The 20,859-nt window shown below is 63.5% G+C and carries 21 protein-coding genes; 12 read left to right on the top strand and 9 right to left on the bottom strand.

What is annotated here, in order from left to right:
* Positions 1-47 precede the first annotated feature (47 nt).
* Both Q1B16_RS06295 and Q1B16_RS06290 read left to right on the top strand, forming a co-directional pair.
* The gene (locus Q1B16_RS06295; RefSeq protein ID WP_299785608.1) at positions 48-626 is read left to right on the top strand and encodes an HD domain-containing protein; all 579 of its coding nucleotides are present in this window, start codon (positions 48-50) and stop codon (positions 624-626) included.
* Positions 627-674: 48 nt separating this feature from the next.
* Positions 675-1,418, top strand: a complete 744-nt coding sequence (locus tag Q1B16_RS06290) for an SDR family oxidoreductase (RefSeq protein WP_299785606.1) — start codon at positions 675-677, stop codon at positions 1,416-1,418.
* A gap of 97 nt (positions 1,419-1,515) precedes the next feature.
* Here the strand turns inward: Q1B16_RS06290 and lpdA are convergent, their stop codons facing one another.
* From lpdA to Q1B16_RS06275, 3 genes are all read right to left on the bottom strand, one after another.
* Complete coding sequence (gene lpdA, locus Q1B16_RS06285; protein ID WP_299785604.1) at positions 1,516-2,907, bottom strand: dihydrolipoyl dehydrogenase; 1,392 nt, start codon at positions 2,905-2,907, stop codon at positions 1,516-1,518.
* Between the two features lie 167 nt (positions 2,908-3,074).
* The gene (locus Q1B16_RS06280) at positions 3,075-3,533 is read right to left on the bottom strand and encodes a DNA polymerase III subunit chi (protein ID WP_299785602.1); all 459 of its coding nucleotides are present in this window, start codon (positions 3,531-3,533) and stop codon (positions 3,075-3,077) included.
* Positions 3,534-3,536: 3 nt separating this feature from the next.
* A complete protein-coding gene (locus Q1B16_RS06275; RefSeq protein ID WP_299785600.1) occupies positions 3,537-5,012 on the bottom strand; it encodes a leucyl aminopeptidase in 1,476 nt (491 codons plus the stop codon).
* Positions 5,013-5,144: 132 nt separating this feature from the next.
* Here Q1B16_RS06275 and lptF point away from each other — a divergent pair, with 132 nt between their 5' ends.
* The 6 genes from lptF to rsmA all read left to right on the top strand — a co-directional run bounded on the left by lptF (position 5,145) and on the right by rsmA (position 12,611).
* Entirely contained in the window at positions 5,145-6,269 is a 1,125-nt protein-coding gene (gene lptF / locus Q1B16_RS06270; RefSeq protein ID WP_366140139.1) for an LPS export ABC transporter permease LptF, read from the top strand.
* A complete protein-coding gene (gene lptG / locus Q1B16_RS06265; protein ID WP_299785598.1) occupies positions 6,266-7,360 on the top strand; it encodes an LPS export ABC transporter permease LptG in 1,095 nt (364 codons plus the stop codon). Before lptF ends, lptG begins: the two co-directional genes overlap by 4 nt.
* Positions 7,357-9,510: an LPS assembly protein LptD gene (lptD, locus tag Q1B16_RS06260; protein WP_299785595.1), complete on the top strand. Its 2,154-nt coding sequence runs from the start codon at positions 7,357-7,359 to the stop codon at positions 9,508-9,510. The genes lptG and lptD overlap by 4 nt, the downstream gene beginning before the upstream one ends.
* Complete coding sequence (locus Q1B16_RS06255; RefSeq protein WP_299785593.1) at positions 9,498-10,727, top strand: peptidylprolyl isomerase; 1,230 nt, start codon at positions 9,498-9,500, stop codon at positions 10,725-10,727. Before lptD ends, Q1B16_RS06255 begins: the two co-directional genes overlap by 13 nt.
* Positions 10,724-11,692: a 4-hydroxythreonine-4-phosphate dehydrogenase PdxA gene (pdxA, locus tag Q1B16_RS06250; protein ID WP_299785591.1), complete on the top strand. Its 969-nt coding sequence runs from the start codon at positions 10,724-10,726 to the stop codon at positions 11,690-11,692. The genes Q1B16_RS06255 and pdxA overlap by 4 nt, the downstream gene beginning before the upstream one ends.
* Before the next feature lie 82 nt (positions 11,693-11,774).
* Positions 11,775-12,611 (top strand): 16S rRNA (adenine(1518)-N(6)/adenine(1519)-N(6))-dimethyltransferase RsmA, encoded by an 837-nt coding sequence (rsmA, locus tag Q1B16_RS06245; protein WP_299785589.1) that lies wholly within the window; start codon positions 11,775-11,777, stop codon positions 12,609-12,611.
* 30 nt (positions 12,612-12,641) lie between these two features.
* On the opposite strand, the gene Q1B16_RS06240 is transcribed toward rsmA, so the two are convergent.
* The 3 genes from Q1B16_RS06240 to prfA form a co-directional block, all read right to left on the bottom strand.
* Complete coding sequence (locus tag Q1B16_RS06240) at positions 12,642-13,214, bottom strand: DUF4167 domain-containing protein (RefSeq protein ID WP_299785587.1); 573 nt, start codon at positions 13,212-13,214, stop codon at positions 12,642-12,644.
* 207 nt (positions 13,215-13,421) lie between these two features.
* Positions 13,422-14,252 carry a peptide chain release factor N(5)-glutamine methyltransferase gene (prmC, locus tag Q1B16_RS06235; protein ID WP_299785584.1) on the bottom strand — a complete coding sequence of 277 codons (831 nt, stop codon included), beginning with the start codon at positions 14,250-14,252 and terminating at the stop codon, positions 13,422-13,424.
* Positions 14,249-15,295, bottom strand: a complete 1,047-nt coding sequence (gene prfA, locus Q1B16_RS06230; RefSeq protein WP_299785582.1) for a peptide chain release factor 1 — start codon at positions 15,293-15,295, stop codon at positions 14,249-14,251. The genes prmC and prfA overlap by 4 nt, the downstream gene beginning before the upstream one ends.
* A gap of 340 nt (positions 15,296-15,635) precedes the next feature.
* Here prfA and Q1B16_RS06225 point away from each other — a divergent pair, with 340 nt between their 5' ends.
* Together Q1B16_RS06225 and Q1B16_RS06220 are read left to right on the top strand one after the other, a co-directional pair.
* On the top strand, positions 15,636-16,112 hold the full coding sequence (locus tag Q1B16_RS06225; protein ID WP_299785580.1) for a hypothetical protein: 477 nt from the start codon (positions 15,636-15,638) through the stop codon (positions 16,110-16,112).
* A gap of 9 nt (positions 16,113-16,121) precedes the next feature.
* Entirely contained in the window at positions 16,122-16,778 is a 657-nt protein-coding gene (locus Q1B16_RS06220; RefSeq protein ID WP_299785578.1) for a hypothetical protein, read from the top strand.
* A 3-nt stretch (positions 16,779-16,781) separates the two neighbouring features.
* On the opposite strand, the gene Q1B16_RS06215 is transcribed toward Q1B16_RS06220, so the two are convergent.
* From Q1B16_RS06215 to Q1B16_RS06205, 3 genes are read right to left on the bottom strand one after another with little or no spacing between them, the layout of a single operon-like run.
* The gene (locus tag Q1B16_RS06215) at positions 16,782-17,186 is read right to left on the bottom strand and encodes a DUF1499 domain-containing protein (protein ID WP_299785576.1); all 405 of its coding nucleotides are present in this window, start codon (positions 17,184-17,186) and stop codon (positions 16,782-16,784) included.
* Positions 17,187-17,243: 57 nt separating this feature from the next.
* Complete coding sequence (gene speB, locus Q1B16_RS06210) at positions 17,244-18,206, bottom strand: agmatinase (RefSeq protein WP_299785574.1); 963 nt, start codon at positions 18,204-18,206, stop codon at positions 17,244-17,246.
* A gap of 3 nt (positions 18,207-18,209) precedes the next feature.
* Positions 18,210-19,370, bottom strand: coding sequence for a M20 aminoacylase family protein (locus Q1B16_RS06205; protein WP_299785572.1), 1,161 nt, complete (start codon positions 19,368-19,370; stop codon positions 18,210-18,212).
* Between the two features lie 55 nt (positions 19,371-19,425).
* Between Q1B16_RS06205 and mazG the strand changes: the two genes are divergently transcribed.
* Both mazG and Q1B16_RS22335 read left to right on the top strand, forming a co-directional pair.
* The gene (gene mazG / locus Q1B16_RS06200) at positions 19,426-20,232 is read left to right on the top strand and encodes a nucleoside triphosphate pyrophosphohydrolase (protein ID WP_299785570.1); all 807 of its coding nucleotides are present in this window, start codon (positions 19,426-19,428) and stop codon (positions 20,230-20,232) included.
* Positions 20,233-20,374: 142 nt separating this feature from the next.
* Positions 20,375-20,803: a GFA family protein gene (locus tag Q1B16_RS22335; RefSeq protein WP_366140138.1), complete on the top strand. Its 429-nt coding sequence runs from the start codon at positions 20,375-20,377 to the stop codon at positions 20,801-20,803.
* Positions 20,804-20,859 lie beyond the last annotated feature (56 nt).

Genomic DNA, 20,859 nt, shown 5'->3' with positions numbered 1-20,859 from the left:
CCTTTAAACGATACCGTAGCACAAAAGCGCGCAACCAAGGAGGCCAGATGACCCGGCTAGATCAACAGATGGCGTTCCTGACCGAAGCGGATCGTCTGAAATCCGTGCTGCGGGCCACCACGCTCTGCGATGGCTCGCGGATGGAAAACAGCGCGGAACATTCCTGGCACATCGCACTCTACGCGCTGGTTCTGGCCGAACATGCTGAACAGCCGTTGAACACCGGCAAGATCGTCAAGATGCTGCTCCTGCATGATCTGGTGGAGATCGACGCGGGCGACGCACCGGTCTTCGCCGATCACGATGCCGACGCCCTAGCCGACCGGGAGCAAGCCGCCGCAGACCGCATCTTCGGCCTTCTGTCCGACGATCAGGCGCAGACCTTCCGCGACATCTGGGACGAATTTGAAGCCAACGAAACACCCGAAGCGCAATTCGCCAAATCCATCGACCGGATGCAGCCACCGATGCAGAACCTTGCCTCGGGCGGCGGGTCGTGGATCGACTATGATGTGACCTACGAGAAATTCGCGTCCCGCATCGGTCCGAAGATCGACAGCGGCGCGCCGAAAATCTGGGCATGGATCCAGCCGAAAGTCGCCGCCTTCTTCGCCAGTCGCGACTGACACGCTTTGGTCCTCGCAACGGCGCATCGCTTGCCCTAGGCTGATCCCATGTCAGACACGACCCCTCAACGCACCCTGCTGCTCACCGGCGCAAGCCGCGGGATTGGCCATGCCACCGTCAAGAAATTCGCCGCCGAAGGCTGGCGTGTGATCAGCTGTTCGCGGCAGGCGTTTTCCCCGAACTGCCCGTGGCCCGGCGGCGAACGCAATCACATCCAGGTCGATCTTGCCGATCCGCAACAGACGATGGAGGCGGTGCGCACCGTCAAGGACCGGCTCGACGGCGGACGGCTTGACGCTTTGGTGAACAATGCGGGGATTTCGCCCAAGGGGCCGAATGGCGAACGGTTGAGCACGCTCGACACCGATCTGCGCGACTGGGGCAAGGTGTTTCACGTCAATTTCTTCGCCTCCGTCGTGCTGGGGCGCGGTCTGAAGGATGAACTTGCGGCGGCCAAAGGCGCCATCGTCAACGTCACCTCCATTGCAGGCGCTCGGGTGCACCCATTTGCCGGGGCTGCCTATGCCACCTCCAAGGCCGCACTGGCGGCGCTGACCCGCGAAATGGCGCATGATTTCGGGCCGTTGGGCGTTCGGGTGAATGCCATCGCACCCGGTGAGGTGGAGACCAGCATCCTGAGCGAAGGCACCGACAAGATCGTCGAGAAACTTCCGATGCGGCGGCTTGGTCAGCCTCAGGAAGTGGCGGATGTGATCTATTTCCTGTGTTCGAGGCAAAGCGGCTATGTCACCGGAACCGAGATCGAGGTGAATGGCGGGCAGCACGTCTAATCGACCGACCCTCCTCACCGCACCCAGAATAATATGGTGACGCCCGAGATTATTCGTACGAATAATCTCAAGCTAAGAAGATTCGGTTAATGCCAGCTTAATAGTGAATGGCCCGTCCCCAGGCGTCCAAGACCGCTTCGTGCATCATTTCCGACAGGGTCGGATGCGGGAACACGGTCTGCATCAGGTCTTCCTCAGTCGTCTCCAACTGCCGCCCGACCACGTAACCCTGAATCAGCTCGGTCACTTCCGCCCCCACCATGTGCGCGCCCAGCAATGCGCCGGTTTTCGCGTCGAACACCGTCTTGATCATCCCCTCGGGTTCGCCAAGCGCGATCGCCTTGCCGTTGCCGATAAAAGGGAACCGTCCGACCTTGAAGTCAAAGCCCTGCTCTTTCGCCTGCGCCTCGGTCAGACCGACGCTTGCCACCTGCGGCTGGCAATAAGTGCAGCCCGCGATGCTGTCCGGCGCGACCGCGTGCGGATGGCCACCCGCGATCAGTTCGGCCACCATGACGCCTTCGTGACTGGCCTTGTGCGCCAGCCAAGGCGCGCCCGCGATGTCGCCGATGGCGTAAACCCCGTCGACGCCGGTCCGGCACATCGGGTCGGTCACGACATGGCTGCGGTCCACTTTCACGCCCAACGCCTCTAGCCCCAGACCTTCGGTGTTGCCGACGATGCCGACGGCGGAGATCACCGTGTCGAACTCTTCCTTCGTGACCTTGCCCGCCACCTCGATATGGGCCGTCACCTTGCCCTTGCCGCGATCCAACTGCTTGACCATTGCCTTCTCGCGGATCGTCATGCCCTGCTTTTCAAACTGTTTCTTTGCGAACGCGCTGATCTCCGCGTCTTCCACGGGCAGGATGCGGTCCATCACCTCGACCACGGTCGTGTCGGCACCCAGCGTGTTGTAGAAACTGGCAAACTCGATCCCGATCGCGCCCGAGCCGATCACAAGGAGCTTCTTCGGCATCCGTTTCGGCACCAGCGCGTGTTTATACGTCCAGACCAGATCGCCATCGGCCTCGAGCCCCGGCAATTCGCGCGCGCGCGCTCCGGTGGCGATTACGATGCTCCTAGAGCTGAGATCTTCGGTGCCCTTGTCGGTCTTGACCCGCACCTTGCCTTTGGCGGGGATCGTGGCCTCGCCCATGACCACGTTGACCTTGTTCTTTTTGAGCAGATGCCCGACGCCCGAATTGAGCTGCTTCGCAATCCCGCGCGAGCGTTTGACGACGGCGTCCAGATCGTAGCCGATGCCGTCTGCCTTGAGACCGAACTCCTTGGCGCGGTGCATGAGGTGGAACACCTCAGAGGTGCGCAGCATCGCCTTGGTTGGGATACATCCCCAGTTGAGGCAGATGCCGCCAAGATGCTCGCGTTCGACAATCGCCACTGACAACCCAAGCTGCGCGCCACGGATGGCGGCGACATAGCCGCCGGGGCCTGCGCCAATCACGATCATGTCGAAGCTCTTGCTCATGGCCTGCTCTCCTCCCTCAAGGTCAGGTTCAAGGCAAAGCGTAGGCGAAAGCGAAAGGGCTCACAATGGGGTGGTGGCAGATAGGTCCGAAGCGGACCGAATGTTTCGCGCGCGAAACAATGGGTCAAGGGCACTGACCGTTTAACCGTTTGTTAACCCGCAGAAAATCAGGTTTCGGCCTTCTTTTCCCAGCGCCCCGATTCCTCGGACCAGTATTGCGCCGAACAGCCCGCTCCGGTGAGGCTGCGCCACTGGCCACGCGCGACATCAACCGCCACCGGATCATTGCCGTCGAAGAGCACGCAGACCCGTTCCAGCGTCTGAACCTCGTCCGGCGCGACATCGGCCCCGTCCACCGTCATCAGGCACTGCGGATCATTCGCCGCCTCTTTCGCAACCGTCAGCAAGACCGGCTGCGCCGCGTCATGCGGCCCACCGGCGATCCCATGCGGCAGAAACCCGTCCTCCGGTCCCAGCCACAGCTTCTGATCGAGCCACTCCATCCGCGCCGCGTCCGTTCCCCGCACCGCAACGCGCCAACCCGCCCCCAGCGCCTTGCCCAGAAGCATGGGCAAGGTCGCTTCAAGCGGCTTTTGCGTCAGGTGGTAGAAGTACGCGGCACCCATAGGTCACTCGGCCTTTTCGAACTTGTCGGCGATCAGCCGGTCCAGCGCCCGCACGCCCCAGCCGGTTGCCCCCTTGGGCGACAGATCGAGATCGGTCTTCACATGCGCGACCCCGGCGATGTCCAGATGGATCCAAGGCATGTCATCCTTAACGAAGCGCTTGAGGAACTGCGCTGCCGTCACAGACCCGGCGGGGCGGCCGCCGACATTCTTCATGTCCGCCACGGGAGATTTGAGCATGTCGTCATAGGCCTGCCCCAACGGCATCCGCCACGCGCCTTCGTTCTCGGCCTCAGCCGCCTTGAGGAACGCGCCCGCAAGCGGTTCGTCGTTGGAATAAACGGCCGCCTTTTCATAGCCCAAGGCCACGATGCAGGCGCCCGTCAGGGTGGCGAGGTCGATCATGGCGGCGGGTTTTTCGGTCTCCTGCGCGTGCCACATGACGTCACACAGCACCAAACGGCCCTCCGCATCGGTGTTCACCACCTCGATCGTGTCGCCCTTCATCGACGCCACCACGTCGCCGGGACGCACCGCGTTGCCGGACGGCATGTTTTCCACAAGCCCCACCATGCCGACCACATTGGCCTTGGCCTTGCGCTTGGCAACCGCGTGCATGACGCCCGCGACAACACCCGCGCCGCCCATGTCCATCGTCATGTCCTCCATGCCTGCGGCGGGTTTGAGGGAAATGCCCCCGGTGTCGAACACGACCCCTTTGCCGATCAAAGCCAGCGGTGCATCGCCCTTGGCCCCGCCTTTCCAGCGCAGGATGACCACCTTGGACGGGCTGGCCGAACCCTGCCCCACGCACAGCAGCGCACGCATACCGAGCTTCTCGAGCTTGTCCTCTTCCAGCACCTCGACCTCGACCCCGAGATCGCGCAGCGCCTCAAGCCGTTTGGCGAATTCGGTCGTGGTGAGAACATTGGCCGGCTCGTTCACGAGGTTACGGGTGAAATGCACACCCTCGGCCACGGCAATGCGCGGGACCGCGGCGGCCTCGGCCTCTTCCGGCTTGGCACACATGAACGTGGCGGCACCCCGGGGGTCGTCCTTCTTGGTTTTGTGATCGTCGAAGCCGTAACCGCGCAGCGCGACGCCAAGCGCGATCTCCTCGGGCCGGTTCGTGCCTTCGACCAGCACGGTCATGGGCGCGCTGCCTGCGGCCACCGCCAGCGCGGCACCCGCCTTGCGCGCAAGCTCATGGCTCGGGCGGCGGGGCAGTTTGACCATATCCACCGCCTCGGCCTCCAAGCCTGCGGGCCATGCGATTGTCATCACCTTGCCCTCGGACAGCTTGTCCCACGCCTCGGACGCGGTGGCGCGGGCGAGCGCGCCTTTGGTCAGCCGATTGAGCCGCCGCGCCCCCGCGCTTAGCTTGAGATCCGGTGTGACGAAGACCGCGATCCGGCCTTGGGCCGTCGTCAATGCGTCGGTATCGACCGGCACGAAGGTGAGTGCGCGAAGTTCCGCCATGTTCTGCTCCATCTGAGTGTCTGGATATAGGGGTAGCGCCCGTGCGCGCGGTTGACCAGAGGCGGGTTTTCCCGCAAACCCTAGGGGAAGGGGCCATGCTGGCCCACTCCATGTCGTGCGAAGGGGTAAGCTGTGCCAAGATTCGACAGATACATGCTGTCGCAACTCATGGTCCTCTTTGGGTTCTTCGCACTCGTGCTCGTCGCGGTCTACTGGGTGAACCGCGCGGTCGTGCTGTTCGACCGGCTGATCGCCGACGGCCATTCAGCGGGCGTGTTCCTCGAATTCAGCGCGCTGAGCCTGCCGGGCGTGATTGCGTTGGTGCTGCCGATGGCGTCCTTCGCGGCGGCGGTCTATGTCACCAATCGGCTGATGGGCGACTCGGAACTGACCGTGGTGCAGGCCACGGGCTACAGCCCGTGGCGGCTGGCGCGACCGGTGTTGCTGTTCGGTGTAATCGTGGCGGTGATGATGTCGGCGCTGACCCACTTTCTGGTCCCCGCCTCCACCGCGCAGCTCAAGGAGCGCGAGGTCGAGATTTCGGGCTCGGTCAGCGCGCGGTTGCTGCGCGAGGGCACGTTCCTGCATCCCGGACCCGGTGTCACCTTCTTTATCCGCGAGATCACGCAGGACGGCGAATTGCGCGACGTCTACCTGTCGGACCGGCGGCGCGAGGATCGCGAGATAACCTATACCGCCGAGCGCGCCTATGTGGTGCAGGCTGATGGGGGGCCGCGGCTGGTGATGGTCAGCGGACTGGCGCAGACCCTGCGGACCGACACGCGCACGCTGTCAACCACGATCTTTCAGGATTTCACTTACGATATCAGCAACATGATCGTGCAGAACCAGAACCTGAACCTGCGGCCCAGCCACTTGGCGACGTGGGACATGATAACCCGACCCGCCGAGATGGCCCAGCAGGTCGACGTGCCTCTGGCACGGATCAGCGAGGAATTGCACGGACGGTTCCAACAGGCGCTTCTGGCGCTGGTGTCGGCGCTGATCGGGTTCGCGACCCTGATGACCGGCAGGTTCAGCCGTTTCGGCGTCGGGCGTCAGATCGTCGTGGCGATCTTTCTGCTGGTGGTGGTGAAGCTGGTCGAAAGCGCGGTTACGGATCCGACGCGCGAAAACGTGGCGCTCTGGCCGCTGGTCTATCTGCCGTCGGTCGTCGGATTGGCCTTGGCGGTAGGGATGCTGCACCTTGCCGCCCGCCCGTTCCGACGCGGGTCCAATGCAGAGGTGCCGGCATGACGCTTCACCTCTACTTCGCGCGCCGGTTTTTCTGGACATTTCTGGCGATTTTCGGCGTGTTCTTCCTGTTCCAGATGCTGCTCGATCTGGTCGAGCAAATCCGCCGCTTCGACAGCTCGGTCAGTTTCGGCGAGGTGATGAAGCTCACGCTGCTGAACACGCCGGAAGGCATGTATCAAATCCTGCCGCTGGTGATGATCCTGTCGTCGATCGCGTTGTTCGTGGCGCTGGCGCGGTCCTCGGAGCTCGTCGTGGCGCGGGCGGCGGGACGGTCGGGCCTGACGGCGCTGGTCGGGCCGCTGGTGGTGGCGGCCGTCATCGGCGGGCTGACGGTGGCCATGGGGAACCCGATCGTGGCGGCGACGTCCAAGGCCTATTCCGATCTGCGCGAGACCTATCGCAGCGGCGGCACCTCGGCGCTGTCCATCGGGGCCGAAGGGCTGTGGTTGCGCCAGTCGGATCCGCGCGGGCAAACGGTGATCCGGGCGGCGCGCGCCAATCCGAACGGGACCGTGCTCTATGACGTGATGTTCGTGGCCTATGCCGAGGGCGGCGGCCCGGTGCGCCGGATCGAGGCGGCCGAGGCCGAGCTTGAGAACGGCGCGTGGTTGCTGCGCGAGGCCAAGGTCTGGCCCCTGACCGCGGGGGTGAATCCCGAAACCAACGCGGTGCTATACGATGAACTGACGGTGTCATCGACCCTGACCGAAGAGAGCATCCGGGACCGCTTTGGGCGACCATCCGCCATTTCGGTCTGGGAGTTGCAGGGCTTCATCACCGATCTCGAGGACGCCGGTTTCTCGGCCCGTCGGCATGCCGTCTGGTTGCAGATGGAACTGGCGCGGCCGGTTTTCTTGATCTCGATGGTGCTGATCGGCGCGGCCTTTACCATGCGGCACAGTCGCATGGGTGGCACGGGCGTCGCGGTTCTCTCTGCCGTTCTTCTGGGGTTTTCATTGTATTACGTGCGAAACTTCGCGCAGATTCTGGGTGAGAACGGCCAGCTCAATCCCCTGGCCGCAGCCTGGGCCCCGCCTGCGGCCTCGGTGCTTCTGGCGCTCGGACTCATCCTGCACCGGGAGGACGGATGATGCTGCGGCGCGTTCTTCTTTGCCTTCTGGCGCTGATGCTGGTTCCTCACGCGCCTCGTGCGCAATCGGGCGACGTGGTGCTGCTTGCCGATCAGATTCTCGTGCAGGAAGGCGGCGACACGCTCGTGGCCACCGGCAATGTCGAAGCGCTCCATCAAGGCACACGTCTGACAGCGGCGACGATCGTCTACGATCGGCGCAACAACACGCTCGACATCCAGGGGCCGATCCGCATCACTCAACCCAATGGCGACGTGCTGACCGCGACGCAGGCGGAACTGGACCAGGGTTTCGAGAACGGCTTGCTGGAAAGCGCGCGGTTCGTTCTGGACGAGCAGTTGCAGATCGCTTCGGCCCGGGCGGCGCGGGTGGAGGGGCGCTACACCGCGATGAGCCAGGTCGCCGCCACATCCTGCCAGGTCTGCGGCAGCGAGGGCCCACCGCTCTGGTCGATCCGCGCCAGCCGGGTCGTACACGATGCGGAGGAGCGGCAGATCTACTTCAACAATGCGCAGCTCCGCATCCTCGACGTGCCAGTGTTCTACATTCCCCGGATGCGCCTGCCCGATCCCACGCTGGAACGGGCACGCGGGTTTCTGATCCCGGAACTGAAAACCTCATCGCTTCTGGGCTTCGGAATCAAGCTGCCCTACTTCATCCCCATCGGCGACCACGCCGACCTGACACTGACTCCATACGTTTCGCCGATCACGCGGACGCTGGAACTGCGTTACCGGCAAGCATTCCGCACCGGCGACATCACCGTCAACGGCGCGATCAGCCGCGATTCTCTTGAACCCGAGGTGCGCGGTTTGCTCTTTGCCGAAGGTGTCTTCCGGTTGCCCCGAGACTTTCGCCTGTCCTTCGATATCGAGGCGGTGACGGACGAATCCTACCTCAACGACTATAACAGCGACTTCAAGAAAGATCGGCTGGACAGCGCAATCACCCTGTCACGGACCACGCGGGATACGTTCTTCTCGGTGGGTGCGATCCACTACGAAAGCCTCACCGATGGTGAAAACAACGCAACCCAACCGACCATCATCGGCGACCTGCGCTACAATCGGCGCTTCTTTCCGACCCGTCTGGGCGGCGAGGTGCGGCTCGGCTTCCAGACGCACGGGCATTACCGCTATTCGGACACCGATATCGACGGCTCGGATGCCGACAGCGTGGTCGACGGGCGCGATGTCGCGCGGGCCAATCTGGACCTGAGCTGGCGCGACCGCTGGACCCTACCCGGCGGCGTGCGCGCCGGAGCGATCACGCAGCTCTGGATCGACCGGTTCCTCGTCGATCAGGACGCGGCAGCCGAAGGCGACTATACCGAAGTCACGCCTGCGGCGTCTGTGGAACTGCGCTGGCCGCTGGTCAAGACGGCCGCCAACGGGGCGCGGGTGATGGTCGAACCGGTCGCGCAGTTGGGCTGGATCGGCGGCGAGCGCTCGGGCGTGCCGAATGACGAAAGCACGCGGGTCGAATTCGACGAAGGCAACCTGTTGTCCCTGTCGCGCTTTCCGGCCCCCGACCGGCGCGAACGGGGCCTGATCGGCGCGGCCGGTCTGCGCTGGATGCGGGACGATCCCGAAGGCTGGCGCGCGGCGCTGACCGTGGGACGGGTCTGGCGGGACGAATTCGACAGTGACTTCTCGCGCTCTTCGGGTATGGACAGCAAAGCCTCGGATTGGCTCGTGGCTGGGCAGTTTGCACACGAAAACGGGATCCAGCTTCTGGCGCGCGGGCTTTACGACATCGAGCAGACCCGCTTCACCAAGGCCGAGATGCGGGCGAATCTGTCGGGCGACGCATACACGCTGGGCGCGTCCTACATCCTGCTCACCACCGATCCGCTAGAGGATCGCGACGACGCGCAATCGCAATGGCGGGTCAACGGGCGCTACAATATCGACCGCAACTGGACCGCCACCGGCAACACCCGCTATGACATCGCCGAAGGCCAGTTCCTGACGGCGGGTGTCGGCGCGGAATACCGCAACGAATGTGTCGCGGTGGACTTTTCGGTCTCGCGCAGCTTTGCCTCTTCCACTAACCTTGAACCATCAACCGATTTCGGCCTGACCGTCGCGCTGACTGGCTTCAGCACCGGCGGCAGTGGCAAGGAGTACCGCCGTTCATGCAGTTACTGAACACGTCCATCCGCAAACTCAGCGCTCTGGCTCTCGGAGTGACGCTGGCCCTCGGGCCGGTCACCGCCGAGGCCCAGAACCTTTTTGCGCCCGTCATCAAGATCAATGACAGCGTGGTGACCGCTTATGAACTGGATCAGCGCGCGCGGATGCTGACCGTTCTGCGTGCGCCCGGCAACGCGCAGGAGCTGGCGCGGGAACAACTGATCGACGACCGGCTGCGCATTCAGGCCGCCGAAGCGGCGGGCATCGTGCCGTCAGAAGAGGAAGTGTTGGACGGCATGACCGAATTCGCCGGACGCGCGAATCTGAGCCGCGAGGAATTCATTCAGGCGCTCGAGGGCAACGGCGTGTCGGCGCAGACCTTCCGCGACTTCGTGCGCGCCGGACTGAGCTGGCGTCTGCTGGTGCAGGCCCGCTTTGCCGGACGCGTGAACCTGTCCGAGGCCGAAGTCGACCGCGCACTCGGTGCCTCTGGTGGCTCGTCCGTGCGGGTCCTGTTGTCTGAAATCATCATGCCCGCCCCGCCGCCGCAGGCCGACGCCGTGCGCGCCCGCGCCGAGCGGATCAGTCAGATCACCTCCGAAGCGGAGTTTTCGGCACAGGCGCGGCAATTTTCGGCAACCGCCACGCGCGGTGCCGGGGGCCGCTTGCCGTGGCAGAACCTCGATGATCTGCCGCCGGTTCTGCGCCCGCTGGTGCTGGCCCTGGCACCGGGGGAAGTGACCGATCCGATCCCGATCCCGAACGCCATCGCGCTGTTCCAACTGCGCGATATCGAAGAGGCCGGCTACACCGCGCCGACCTATTCTGCCATCGAATACGCCGCCTACTATATGCCCGGCGGCCGGTCCGACGCGACGTTGGCACAGGCGCGGGTTCTGGCCAGCAAGGTGGATCGCTGCGACGACCTTTACGCTGTGGCGCAGGGCCAACCGGCCGAAGTGCTGGAACGTCAGGCGCTGCCGCCCTCGGATATTCCCACCGATATCGCCTTCGAGCTGTCGAAACTCGACCCCGGTGAGGTGTCCACGGCGCTGACGCGGTCCAATGGGCAGACGCTCGTGTTCCTGATGCTCTGCGGACGCACGGCCGAGATGAACGAGGACGTGGACCGCGACCAGTTCGCCCTGGGTCTGCGCAACCAGCGTCTCAACTCGCTGGCGGAAAGCTACCTGTCGCAACTGCGCGCCGACGCCCGCATCGTCACGCAATGAGCGCAGCGCCGATTGCCCTGACCATCGGGGAGCCAGCCGGGATCGGACCCGAGCTGGCCGGGATGGCCTGGCAGGCGCTGCGCGGTGAGGTGCCGTTTTTCCTGATCGGGGATCCGGCACATCTGCCCGAGGGCACCGACTGGGTCGAGATCGCGGCCCCGGACGAGGTCCCGGCGCATCCCGGCGCGCTGCCGGTGCTGCCGCATCGGTTCGACGGCGCCCGCACGCCCGGTCACGCGCAGCCCGCGCAAGCCAAGGGCGTCATCGCCGTCATCGAGCGCGCGGTGGCGCTGGCCGCCAGTGGCAAGGCGGGTGGCATCTGTACGCTGCCGATCCACAAGCAGGCCCTGCAAGAGGGCGCGGGCTTCGGCTTTCCGGGCCATACCGAATTCCTCGCCCATCTCTGCGATACGACCGACGTGGTGATGATGTTGGCGGGACCCGAACTGCGCGTGGTCCCGGTAACGATCCACATCCCTTTGAACGAGGTGAAGCTGGCACTGACGCCCGAGCTTCTGGAAACCCGCATCCGCATAACTCACACCGCCATGCGGACCCAATTCGGGATCGTCGCGCCAAGGCTGGCGGTGGCCGGGCTGAACCCGCACGCGGGTGAAGGCGGGCGCATGGGGCGCGAAGAGATTGACGTGATTGCGCCGGTGCTGGATCGGCTGCGGGCCGAGGGCATCGACCTGATCGGGCCGCTGTCGGCGGATACGATGTTCCACGCCGCCGCGCGCAGGGGCTATGACGCCGCGATCTGCATGTATCACGATCAGGCACTGATCCCGATCAAGACGCTGGATTTCGACCGGGGTGTGAACGTGACGCTGGGCCTGCCCATCATCCGTACCTCTCCTGATCACGGCACCGCCTTCGACATCGCGGGCACCGGGCAGGCGAATCCGACCTCCACCATCGAGGCGTTGCGCATGGCGTGGCGGCTTGCGAACGCGGCATCCTGACGGCAACTCGGTTGGATGGGACAGAATTTGCATATTTGGAAAAAGAAGAAGCAGGGCACGCGCCCGGTGTCCCGAGGGTCGTATGGCCGCGATTGATGCCCTTCCCGCGCTGCGCGAGGTGATCGCGACCCATGGTCTGAGCGCGAAAAAAGCGCTGGGTCAGAACTTTCTGCTGGATCTCAACCTGACCGCTAAGATCGCCCGACAGGCCGGCGACCTGACCGGGATGGATGTGCTCGAAGTGGGCCCCGGCCCCGGTGGCCTGACGCGAGGGCTCTTGGCCGAAGGCGCGCGCAAGGTGCTGGCGGTCGAAAAGGACGCCCGCTGCCTGCCCGCGCTGGCCGAGATCGCGGCGGCGTATCCCGGACGGTTGGACGTGGTGGAGGGTGATGCGCTTGCGATCAACCCGCTGGACCGGCTGACACCGCCCATCGCGATCTGCGCCAACCTGCCCTACAATGTTGGCACCGAATTGCTGGTGCGCTGGCTGACGCCGGATGCGTGGCCGCCGGTTTGGACAAGCCTCACGCTGATGTTCCAGAAAGAGGTGGCGCAGCGGATCGTCGCGAAACCCGGCGACAAGGCCTATGGCCGCCTGGCGGTGCTGGCACAATGGCGCTGCGATGTCCATATCGCGATGCATCTGCCGCCCGAAGCGTTTAGCCCGCCGCCGAAGGTGAGTTCAGCCGTAGTACATCTGCACGCCCTGCCCGCGCCTCGGTTCGAGGCCGATCCGAAAGTGTTGGAGCGTGTGGTGGCCGCCGGGTTCAACCAGCGCCGCAAGATGCTGCGCGCGTCGCTCAAGGGGCTGGCGCCGGATATCGAGGATCACCTGAACGCGGTGGGAATCCCGCCGACCGAACGCGCCGAACGCGTGTCGATCGAGGCGTTCTGCGCCCTGGCGCGGCGGTTGGCCTGACGCAGTCCGCCGCCTGCACGGATGCCGGAGTTACTCAGCCGCGTCGGGCGTTTTTGTTTCGGGTGTGGCGTCAGCCTGTGGTTCCGGCTTCTTGCGCGGCTTGCGCGGCGCGCGGGGCTTTTTCGGCTTGTCTTCGGCCTTGGCCTCGGGCGTTTCCACCAGACCGCTGTCCGAATTGTCATCGCCGGATGTGGCCATCACATCGGGCTGCGGCGCGTTGGCCGGATCGTTGTTCTGGGACTGCTGGTTGTTCTGCTGCTGGTCGTTGTCGGACCGGTTGCCGCGATCCGCATCCCGCTGCTGCTGGCGTTCGCGGTTCTCCCGCTCCTGCTGTTCGCGGCGGGCGTCCTGTTCGCGCTGTGCTTCGCTCAGCAGGCGCATGTAATGTTCCGCATGCTGCTGGAAGTTCTCGGCGTTCACGCGGTCATTGCTCAGCTGAGCGTCGCGCGCGAGTTGGTTGTACTTGTCGATGATCTGTTGCGGCGTGCCGCGCACCTTACCTTCGGGGCCGGAGCTGTCGAACACACGGTTGACGACATTGCCGACGGAATTCGGGCGGTTGCGGTTGTTCTTGTTCCGCGAACGTTTGTTTGAAGAACGCATCTGTAACTTTCCAGCCTTCTTTCAGCTGTTTTTGCGATTGCTGTGTGCGCTTTGTGCGCGGGTCCTGTGCAATTGCATCCATGTGTGGGCTTAACGACCGCGCGAGAGGGGTGCAAACCTGCCTCGACCGCTGCGATACCCCTGAGTAATCATGTCCGACCGCCGCTTACAAGTATAATTTGCGCAAAATGCTTCGGATTCTGCCGATCACGGGTCGGTTTGCGGCAGGATTACGCCAGAAACCACCCGGTCGCGGCCATCGAGGTCGGGATGTATGGTCACATCGGCGAACCCTGCGGCTGTGAAGAGCGCCATCACCGCCGCCCCCTGCGTGGGGCCGATTTCGACGAGCAGCCGCCCGCCCGGGACGAGGTAGTCCGCTGCACCCGACGCAATCGTACGATAGGCGGTAAGCCCATCCGCCTCATCGGTGAGCGCGCCGCGCGGCTCGAACCCAAGCTCGGGGGCGAGGTCGGGCATCTCGGCCTTCGCGATATAGGGCGGGTTCGACACGATGATGTCGAAGGTTCCGGTGACGGCGGAAAACCAATCGGACACGACCCAGTCAACCCGGTCCGCCACTCCGACTCTGTCCGCGTTGCGCCGCGCCACGGCAAGCGCCGCCTCGGAGATATCGGTGCCGATACCGCGGGCTGTGGGACGTTCGTGCAACAGCGACAGCAGGATGCACCCCGACCCCGTGCCAAGGTCCAGCACCGTCCCAAAAGGCTGCGCCAGCGCCGCCTCCACAAGCGTTTCGGTGTCCGGGCGCGGGTCGAGCACATCCGGCGTCACTTCGAACTCGTGCATCCAGAAGGCGCGTTTGCCGATGATGTGGCTGATCGGCTCCCGCCGGGCGCGGCGCTGGATCAGGCGATTGAGGTGGGTCATCTGGTCGTCGGTCAGCGGTGTCCAGGGTGGCGCATCGCCCTGAACCAGGTCCATCAGCGCGCTGGCGTCCCGCGCCGGACTGGGCGAGCCTGCGACCTCGAGCTGACGGCGTGCGTCCCGCAGGGCCTGTTCAGGATCGTGGCTCACGTCATCTCGGCCAACATCGTGGCCTGCGCATCGGCGGTGAGCGCGTCGACGATCTCGTCCAGATCGCCCGCCATCACCGCATCAAGCTTGTAGAGCGTCAGCCCGATGCGGTGGTCGGTCAGACGACCTTGCGGAAAGTTGTATGTGCGAATGCGCTCGGACCGGTCGCCGCTGCCCACCTGGGACTTGCGGTCCGCAGAGCGTTCGGCATCGACCTTCTGCCGCTCCATGTCGAAGAGCCGCGTGCGCAACACCTGCATCGCGATCTCGCGGTTGCGGTGCTGGGATTTCTCGGAACTGGTGACGACGATGCCGCTGGGAATATGGGTGATCCGCACCGCCGAATCCGTGGTGTTGACGTGCTGGCCACCTGCCCCGGAACTGCGCATCGTGTCGATCCGCAGGTCATTGGGGTTGATGTCGATGTCGACGTCCTCGGCCTCGGGCAGAACAGCGACGGTGGCGGCGGAGGTGTGGATTCGCCCGCCGCTTTCGGTTTCGGGCACGCGTTGTACCCGGTGCACACCGGATTCGTACTTGAGCCGCGCGAACACGCTGTCGCCGCTGATCCGCGCGACAACTTCCTTGATGCCGCCGATCTCGGTCGCCTGCTGTTCGAGGATCTCGACCCGCCAGCCGCGCGCTTCGGCATAGCGCTGGTACATGCGCAAGAGATCGCCGGCAAAAAGCGCCGCCTCTTCCCCACCGGTGCCCGGACGGATTTCGAGGATCGCGGGCCGCGCATCGGCGGTGTCGCGCGGAAGCAGCGCCAGTTGCAGCGCGTGTTCCACCTCGGGCAGGCGGGCCTTGAGATCGGGCAATTCCTCCTGCGCCAGTTCCCGCATCTCGGGATCGTCGAGCATCGCCTCGGCCTCGGCGATATCTGCGCGGACCCGCTTCCATTCCGCGATCTGCTCCACCACGGGCTTGAGATCGGAATACTCCTTGCCCAATGCCGCAATATTGCCGGACCCTGCGGCCATCTGTGCCTCAAGGTATTCGAAACGCGACGTGATCTGGTGCAGGCGGTCTTCGGGGATCATGCGCAGGGTTTGCTGGAAGTGCTGGGGGGGGTCAAGGACGATATGTGGGGGTGAAGAGGCTCTGGATGCAGCATGGGTGAGAGGAAACTCCGTGTCCGGGCTTTTGTCGCCGTGATACTTGCTTGATTTCAGATCACGAGGGACTGCACCGCGTGCGCCGCGCCGGAAAGGAAAATTACCGACCAATGCCGCCCGCCAAGAAAGATAAATGTATCGGCAGTTGGTTCCAGTTTCTTGCGATGCCTGCCCCTGCCTCGTGATTTATCTTGTACGCTGCGTCAATTGATCCATACTTGCTGTATTAAGTTCATTTGTATTTTTCCCGGAGAGGGAAACGTTCATGCCTCAGATTTTGCAGATCGTTGCACTTGCAGCCGCGACCATTGGAACAGGTGCTGCGACGCTTTCGGTGATGAACGAGGACATCCCCGACCTCGCCGTGCCAGAGGGGGATTGGGCCGCGACTGGCGCGCTGGATGGCATGGCGTTCCGAATTCGGGGTGAAGACCTGTCGAGTGGTGCGGAGCTAGAGGATGACATCATCTTTCGCAACGGAACGTTCCAGTCGACCGATTGCGAGGACTATTGCAGCTTTGGTTGGTCCGACTACCAGACCAAGGAAATCGACGGGGTCATTCACTTCACGACAACAGCGATCTGTCCCGATGCCCCACATACCGTGGTTTGGTATGGCACGATCACGAATGACGACGTGTCGATCGACGTGACCTGGACGACGCGGCGCTGGTACTGGACCAATCAAATCAGGATCCGCGTTGCCGGAAAGCCAACACTGTTGGACACGGTATCTGGGTGAGCCCCGCCCATGACGACTGAAAGGCTGACGTTTCCCGGCCTTGTGATCAAGATCGGTATACTCATCAGTGTCGTCGCGCTTGCCACGTGGGGCGTGCACATGATCCGAGACGCGCTGGACCTTCAGATTCGGCCCGACAACGAGCAGCAGGTCCACCAAGCGATCATGATCGGCGCTGTGGCCTATGTTGGGCTGCTTGCCATTCCGTTCGTTCCGGGTGCAGAAATCGGAATTGCGCTGCTTGCCGGTTTCGGGGCGGCGATTGCACCGCTGATTTACGTCTGCACCGTAGCCGCGATGATGCTGGCGTTCACGGTCGGGCGGTTCCTGCCGATCACCGCGTTGGAACAGGTTTTGCGCGTCCTGCGCATGCGCCGTGCGGCTGATTTGGTGGCGCGCGCAGCCCCGTTGTCGAAAGACGAGCGGCTCGCGATGCTGCTGGAGGGACAGTCGAAACGCGTGCTTCAACGCGCTTTGACGTACCGCTACGTCGCGTTGGCAGTCGCCGTGAACACGCCAGGCAACTCCTTCATCGGCGGAGGGGGCGGCATCATGATGATTGCCGGGCTGAGCGGGATATTCACGCCGCTGTCGACATTCGTGACGATCATCCTTGCCGTATCGCCGGTGCCCTTGGCCGTTATTTTCCTCGGCCTGCAATTCTAAGCCTCAGCGGCCCAACCGCTCCAGCCACCCATCCACACGGGCCTTGTTTACCCCCATGTCGGATTGGCCGAACCGCAGGCGGGCAAAAAGCTCCAGCACGTCTTCGTTCTTCATCACCGTGGTGTAGTCCGGGAACCCCATCCATTGCGAGCGGGTGATGTAGGTGACCTTGCCCTCTTCCACGCTGCCGGCCAGCACCTCGGTGCGCGGGGTGGCGAGGATGATGCGGTCCAGTTCGGCGAAGGTGCCGTCTTCGGCCGGGATGCGCCGCCGGACACCGCCCGCCAGGTCCTGATCCGAGGTCACTTTCGGGTCGACATGCCAGACCGCCGGATCGGAGGGTGCGAACCTGATCCAGGCAAGCCCTCCCAAAACAATCAGTACCAGCGCCCAGAATATCACTTTCACGACGTCCTTGTCCTTGCCTCGATGGGGCACGTGCCCGGTGTTCAATCACACTGAACTTCAGGCGCGGCGGGTCCATCCCCAGAGCGACAGAATCTCCGTCGCGACATGGGCTCCCGCAATCGCCGTCGCCCCCGATGTATCGAATGGCGGGCTGACTTCAACCACATCACCGCCCATCAACTCGATCCCGGCGATATTCCGCAGGATGACCGCCATGTCGGCACTTGACGGGCCACCCCAGACGGGCGTTCCCGTGCCGGGCGCAAAGGCGGGATCAAGGCAGTCGATGTCGAAGGTGAGGTATGTCGGGTAATCCTTGAGAATCTCACAGATTTGCTCGGCCACCGCTTCGGGGCCCATGCGGTGCATGTCGCGGGCGTCGATGATGTTGAAGCCCAGCGTGTCGGGGTTGTCGGTACGGATGCCGACCTGCACGGACCGGCTCGGGTCGACCAGACCCAGCTTGACCGCCTTGTAGAGGAAGGTTCCGTGGTCGATCCGATCCATGTCGTCATCGGCCCAAGTGTCGGTATGGGCGTCGAATTGCAGCAAGCTCAGGGGGCCGTATTTCTCGGCGTAAGCCTCCAGGATCGGCAGGGTGATGAAGTGGTCGCCGCCCAGCGTGACGGTCGCGGTATCCTGCGCAAGAATCCCCGCGATGTGGTTTTTCAGCGTTTCGGGGAATTCGGACGTTTTGGCATAGTCGAAGGCCAGATCGCCATAATCCGCAATAGCGAATTCCTCGAGCACATTGTAATCCCAGCCATAGGGCTTGTCATAAGGTTGCAGGCTCGACGCCTCGCGGATCGCGCGAGGGCCGAAGCGTGTGCCGGTGCGGTGCGTCACCGCCTGATCGAAGGGCACGCCGGTGATGGCGATATCCACATTGCTCAGGTCCTTGGTGTATTTCCGGCGCAGGAAAGACGTGGCCCCGGCGAAGGCGTTTTCGAAACTGGCACCCTTCAGGTCGTCGCGGGTGAAGGCGTGGTCGATCTGGGTTTTCGCGTCTTCGAGGGCCATGGCTTACACTCCGTGTCGGGTTTCGATGAGGCGCGCGAAGAACGACGCCCCGATGGGGGCGACATCGTCGTTGAAGTTGAACGCGGGGTGATGGCAGGACGGCCCGATCCCCTGCCCCAACATCAGGTAACTGCCGGGGCGCGCCTCCAGCATGTAGGAGAAATCCTCGGCCCCCATTTCGGGGCTTCGGTCGCTGATGACATTGGTGGCCCCGGCAATTTCGGATGCCACTTTCACGGCGAACGCGGTCTGGTCGGCATGGTTGATCGTAGCCGGATAGTTGCGGATGTAATCGAGTTTGGCGGTCACGCCGTAGCTCGCCGCCTGCCCCGCGACGATCTCGGCAAAGCGGCGTTCGACCATGTCGCGCAAATCCGCGTCGAAGCTGCGCACGGTGCCCGCCAGCCGCATGGTTTCGGGGATCACGTTAGTGGCGCTGCCGGTCTGTACGATGGTCAGCGACACGACCAGTGGCAGGCGCGGATCGGCGTTGCGCGACGGGATGGTTTGCAGCGCCTGCCCGATGGCCAGACCGCAGGGCACCGGATCGAGCGTCGTATGCGGAAACGCCCCGTGCCCACCCTTGCCGGTGATCGTGATCTCGAAATCATCCACCGCCGCCATGATCGGACCAGGACAGGTGTTGAACACACCCGCCTCGGTGAAGGGATCGGTGTGCAGGGCGTAGACCTCTTCGATGCCGAAGCGGTCCATGATGCCTTCTTCGACCATGATCCGCGCGCCGCCCACCGTTTCCTCGGCCGGTTGGAAGATCAGCGCAGCGGTGCCCCTGAATTTGCGTGTCTCGGCAAGATAGCGCGCCGCGCCCAAAAGCATGGTCGTATGCCCGTCATGGCCGCAGGCGTGCATCTTGCCCGGAATGGTCGAGGCATAATCGACCCCCGTGGTTTCCTCGATCGGCAGCGCATCCATATCGGCGCGCAGGCCGGTCACAGGGCCGTCCCCTTGGCCGTGGATCAGCGCCACCACACCGGATTGCGCGATGCCCTCGTGAATCTCGTCAACACCAAACTCTTTCAACCGTGCGACGACAAAGGCCGCCGTGTCATGGCAATCGAGGCTCAGTTCGGGATGCATGTGCAAATGCCGCCGCCACGCCGTCATGTCGTGGGCAAACTCCCCGATCCGGTTGATGATGGCCATGTCTGGACTCCCTGCCGTTCCTCCCGCATCTAAGCCCGAACGACGGAGACCCGCAATGACAGATGACCTGATCCACGATCCCGAGGGCGGGATGCCCAGATTGCTCGAAATCATGCGCCGCCTGCGCGATCCCGAAACCGGCTGCCCCTGGGACATCGAACAGGATTTCACCTCCATCGCGCCCTACACGATTGAGGAAGCCTACGAGGTCGCCGATGCCATCGAGCGCGAGGCCTGGGGCGAGTTGAAGGGCGAATTGGGCGATCTCTTGTTGCAGTCGGTCTACCACACCCAGATGGCCGAAGAGGCCGGGATGTTCAGCTTCGACGACGTGGCCAATGCGATCAGCGACAAGATGGTCGCCCGGCACCCGCATGTGTTCGGAGACGAGAGCCGGGACAAATCCGCAGACCAGCAGGTGCAGGATTGGGAACAGATCAAGGCCGCCGAACGTGCGGGCCAGGCGCAGCGCGGCGTGCTCGACGGTGTGGCAAGGGGCCTGCCTGCGCTGACCCGCGCGCTGAAACTGCAAAACCGCGCCGCGCGGGTGGGGTTCGACTGGCCCTCGACGGACGAGGTGTTGGACAAAATCGTCGAAGAGGCACAGGAACTGCGCGAGGTGCAGGACGAGGCCGAGCGGTTCGAGGAATTCGGAGACCTGCTCTTCGTGATGGTCAACCTCGGCCGCCACATGGGTCTTGATCCCGAAGCCGCCCTGCGCGCCGCAAACGCCAAGTTCACCCGCCGGTTCGAAAGCATCGAAACGGCGCTGGCCGAGCGGGGCAGGACGCCTGCGCAAAGCGATCTGGTGGAAATGGACGCACTTTGGGATGCGGCGAAGCGGGCGGAGAAGACGGTCTGATCCGTTGCACGCCCTGCTATTAGCATGGGGTGTTGCGATGCGGCGAAGGTCGGGACTGAGTCCATTTTGACTCATGCTGCGCAATGCAGAAATGTCTGCTAGGATTTTCCTTAAGAAATAGAGAAACTAGGAGCTCTTGGTTATGAGACATCATGCGAGCTGCTATTGCGGGCACGTCAAACTCGTCGCCGATGGCGATCCGGCGATCCAGTGCTATTGCCATTGCACGAGTTGCCGACGATGGTCGGGGCAACCGGTCACCGCCTGCATTTTATGGCCGGAAGATAGGGTAAGGTTTCTCAGCGGATCTGAGAAGTTACACCGCTTTTCAATCACTGGTCATTCTGAAGGCGGGAAATTCAGCTGCCAGGTATGTGGTGGGGCTGTGTGTACGTTCGTCCCTAAAGGGCGGTACTATGATATTTTTGGAGGCGTGTTAGCAGACTTCAGTTTCCGTCCAACCATGCACATCAATTACAGCGAACGTGTGCTTTCACTGCAGGACGACCTACCCAAGTTTCGCGATATGCCAGAAAGGTCCGGCGGAAGCGGTGAACTCGTAACCGATTGATGTTCGGCGACCAGAACCGAAATTAGGCTAGCTGTTTCGAACGGCTGGTTCGTCCG

Source organism: uncultured Marivita sp. (genome assembly GCF_947488135.1).
GTDB lineage: Bacteria > Pseudomonadota > Alphaproteobacteria > Rhodobacterales > Rhodobacteraceae > Marivita.
Note: the sequence above shows the minus strand (reverse complement) of the source record. Positions and strands in the feature narration are given on the sequence as shown.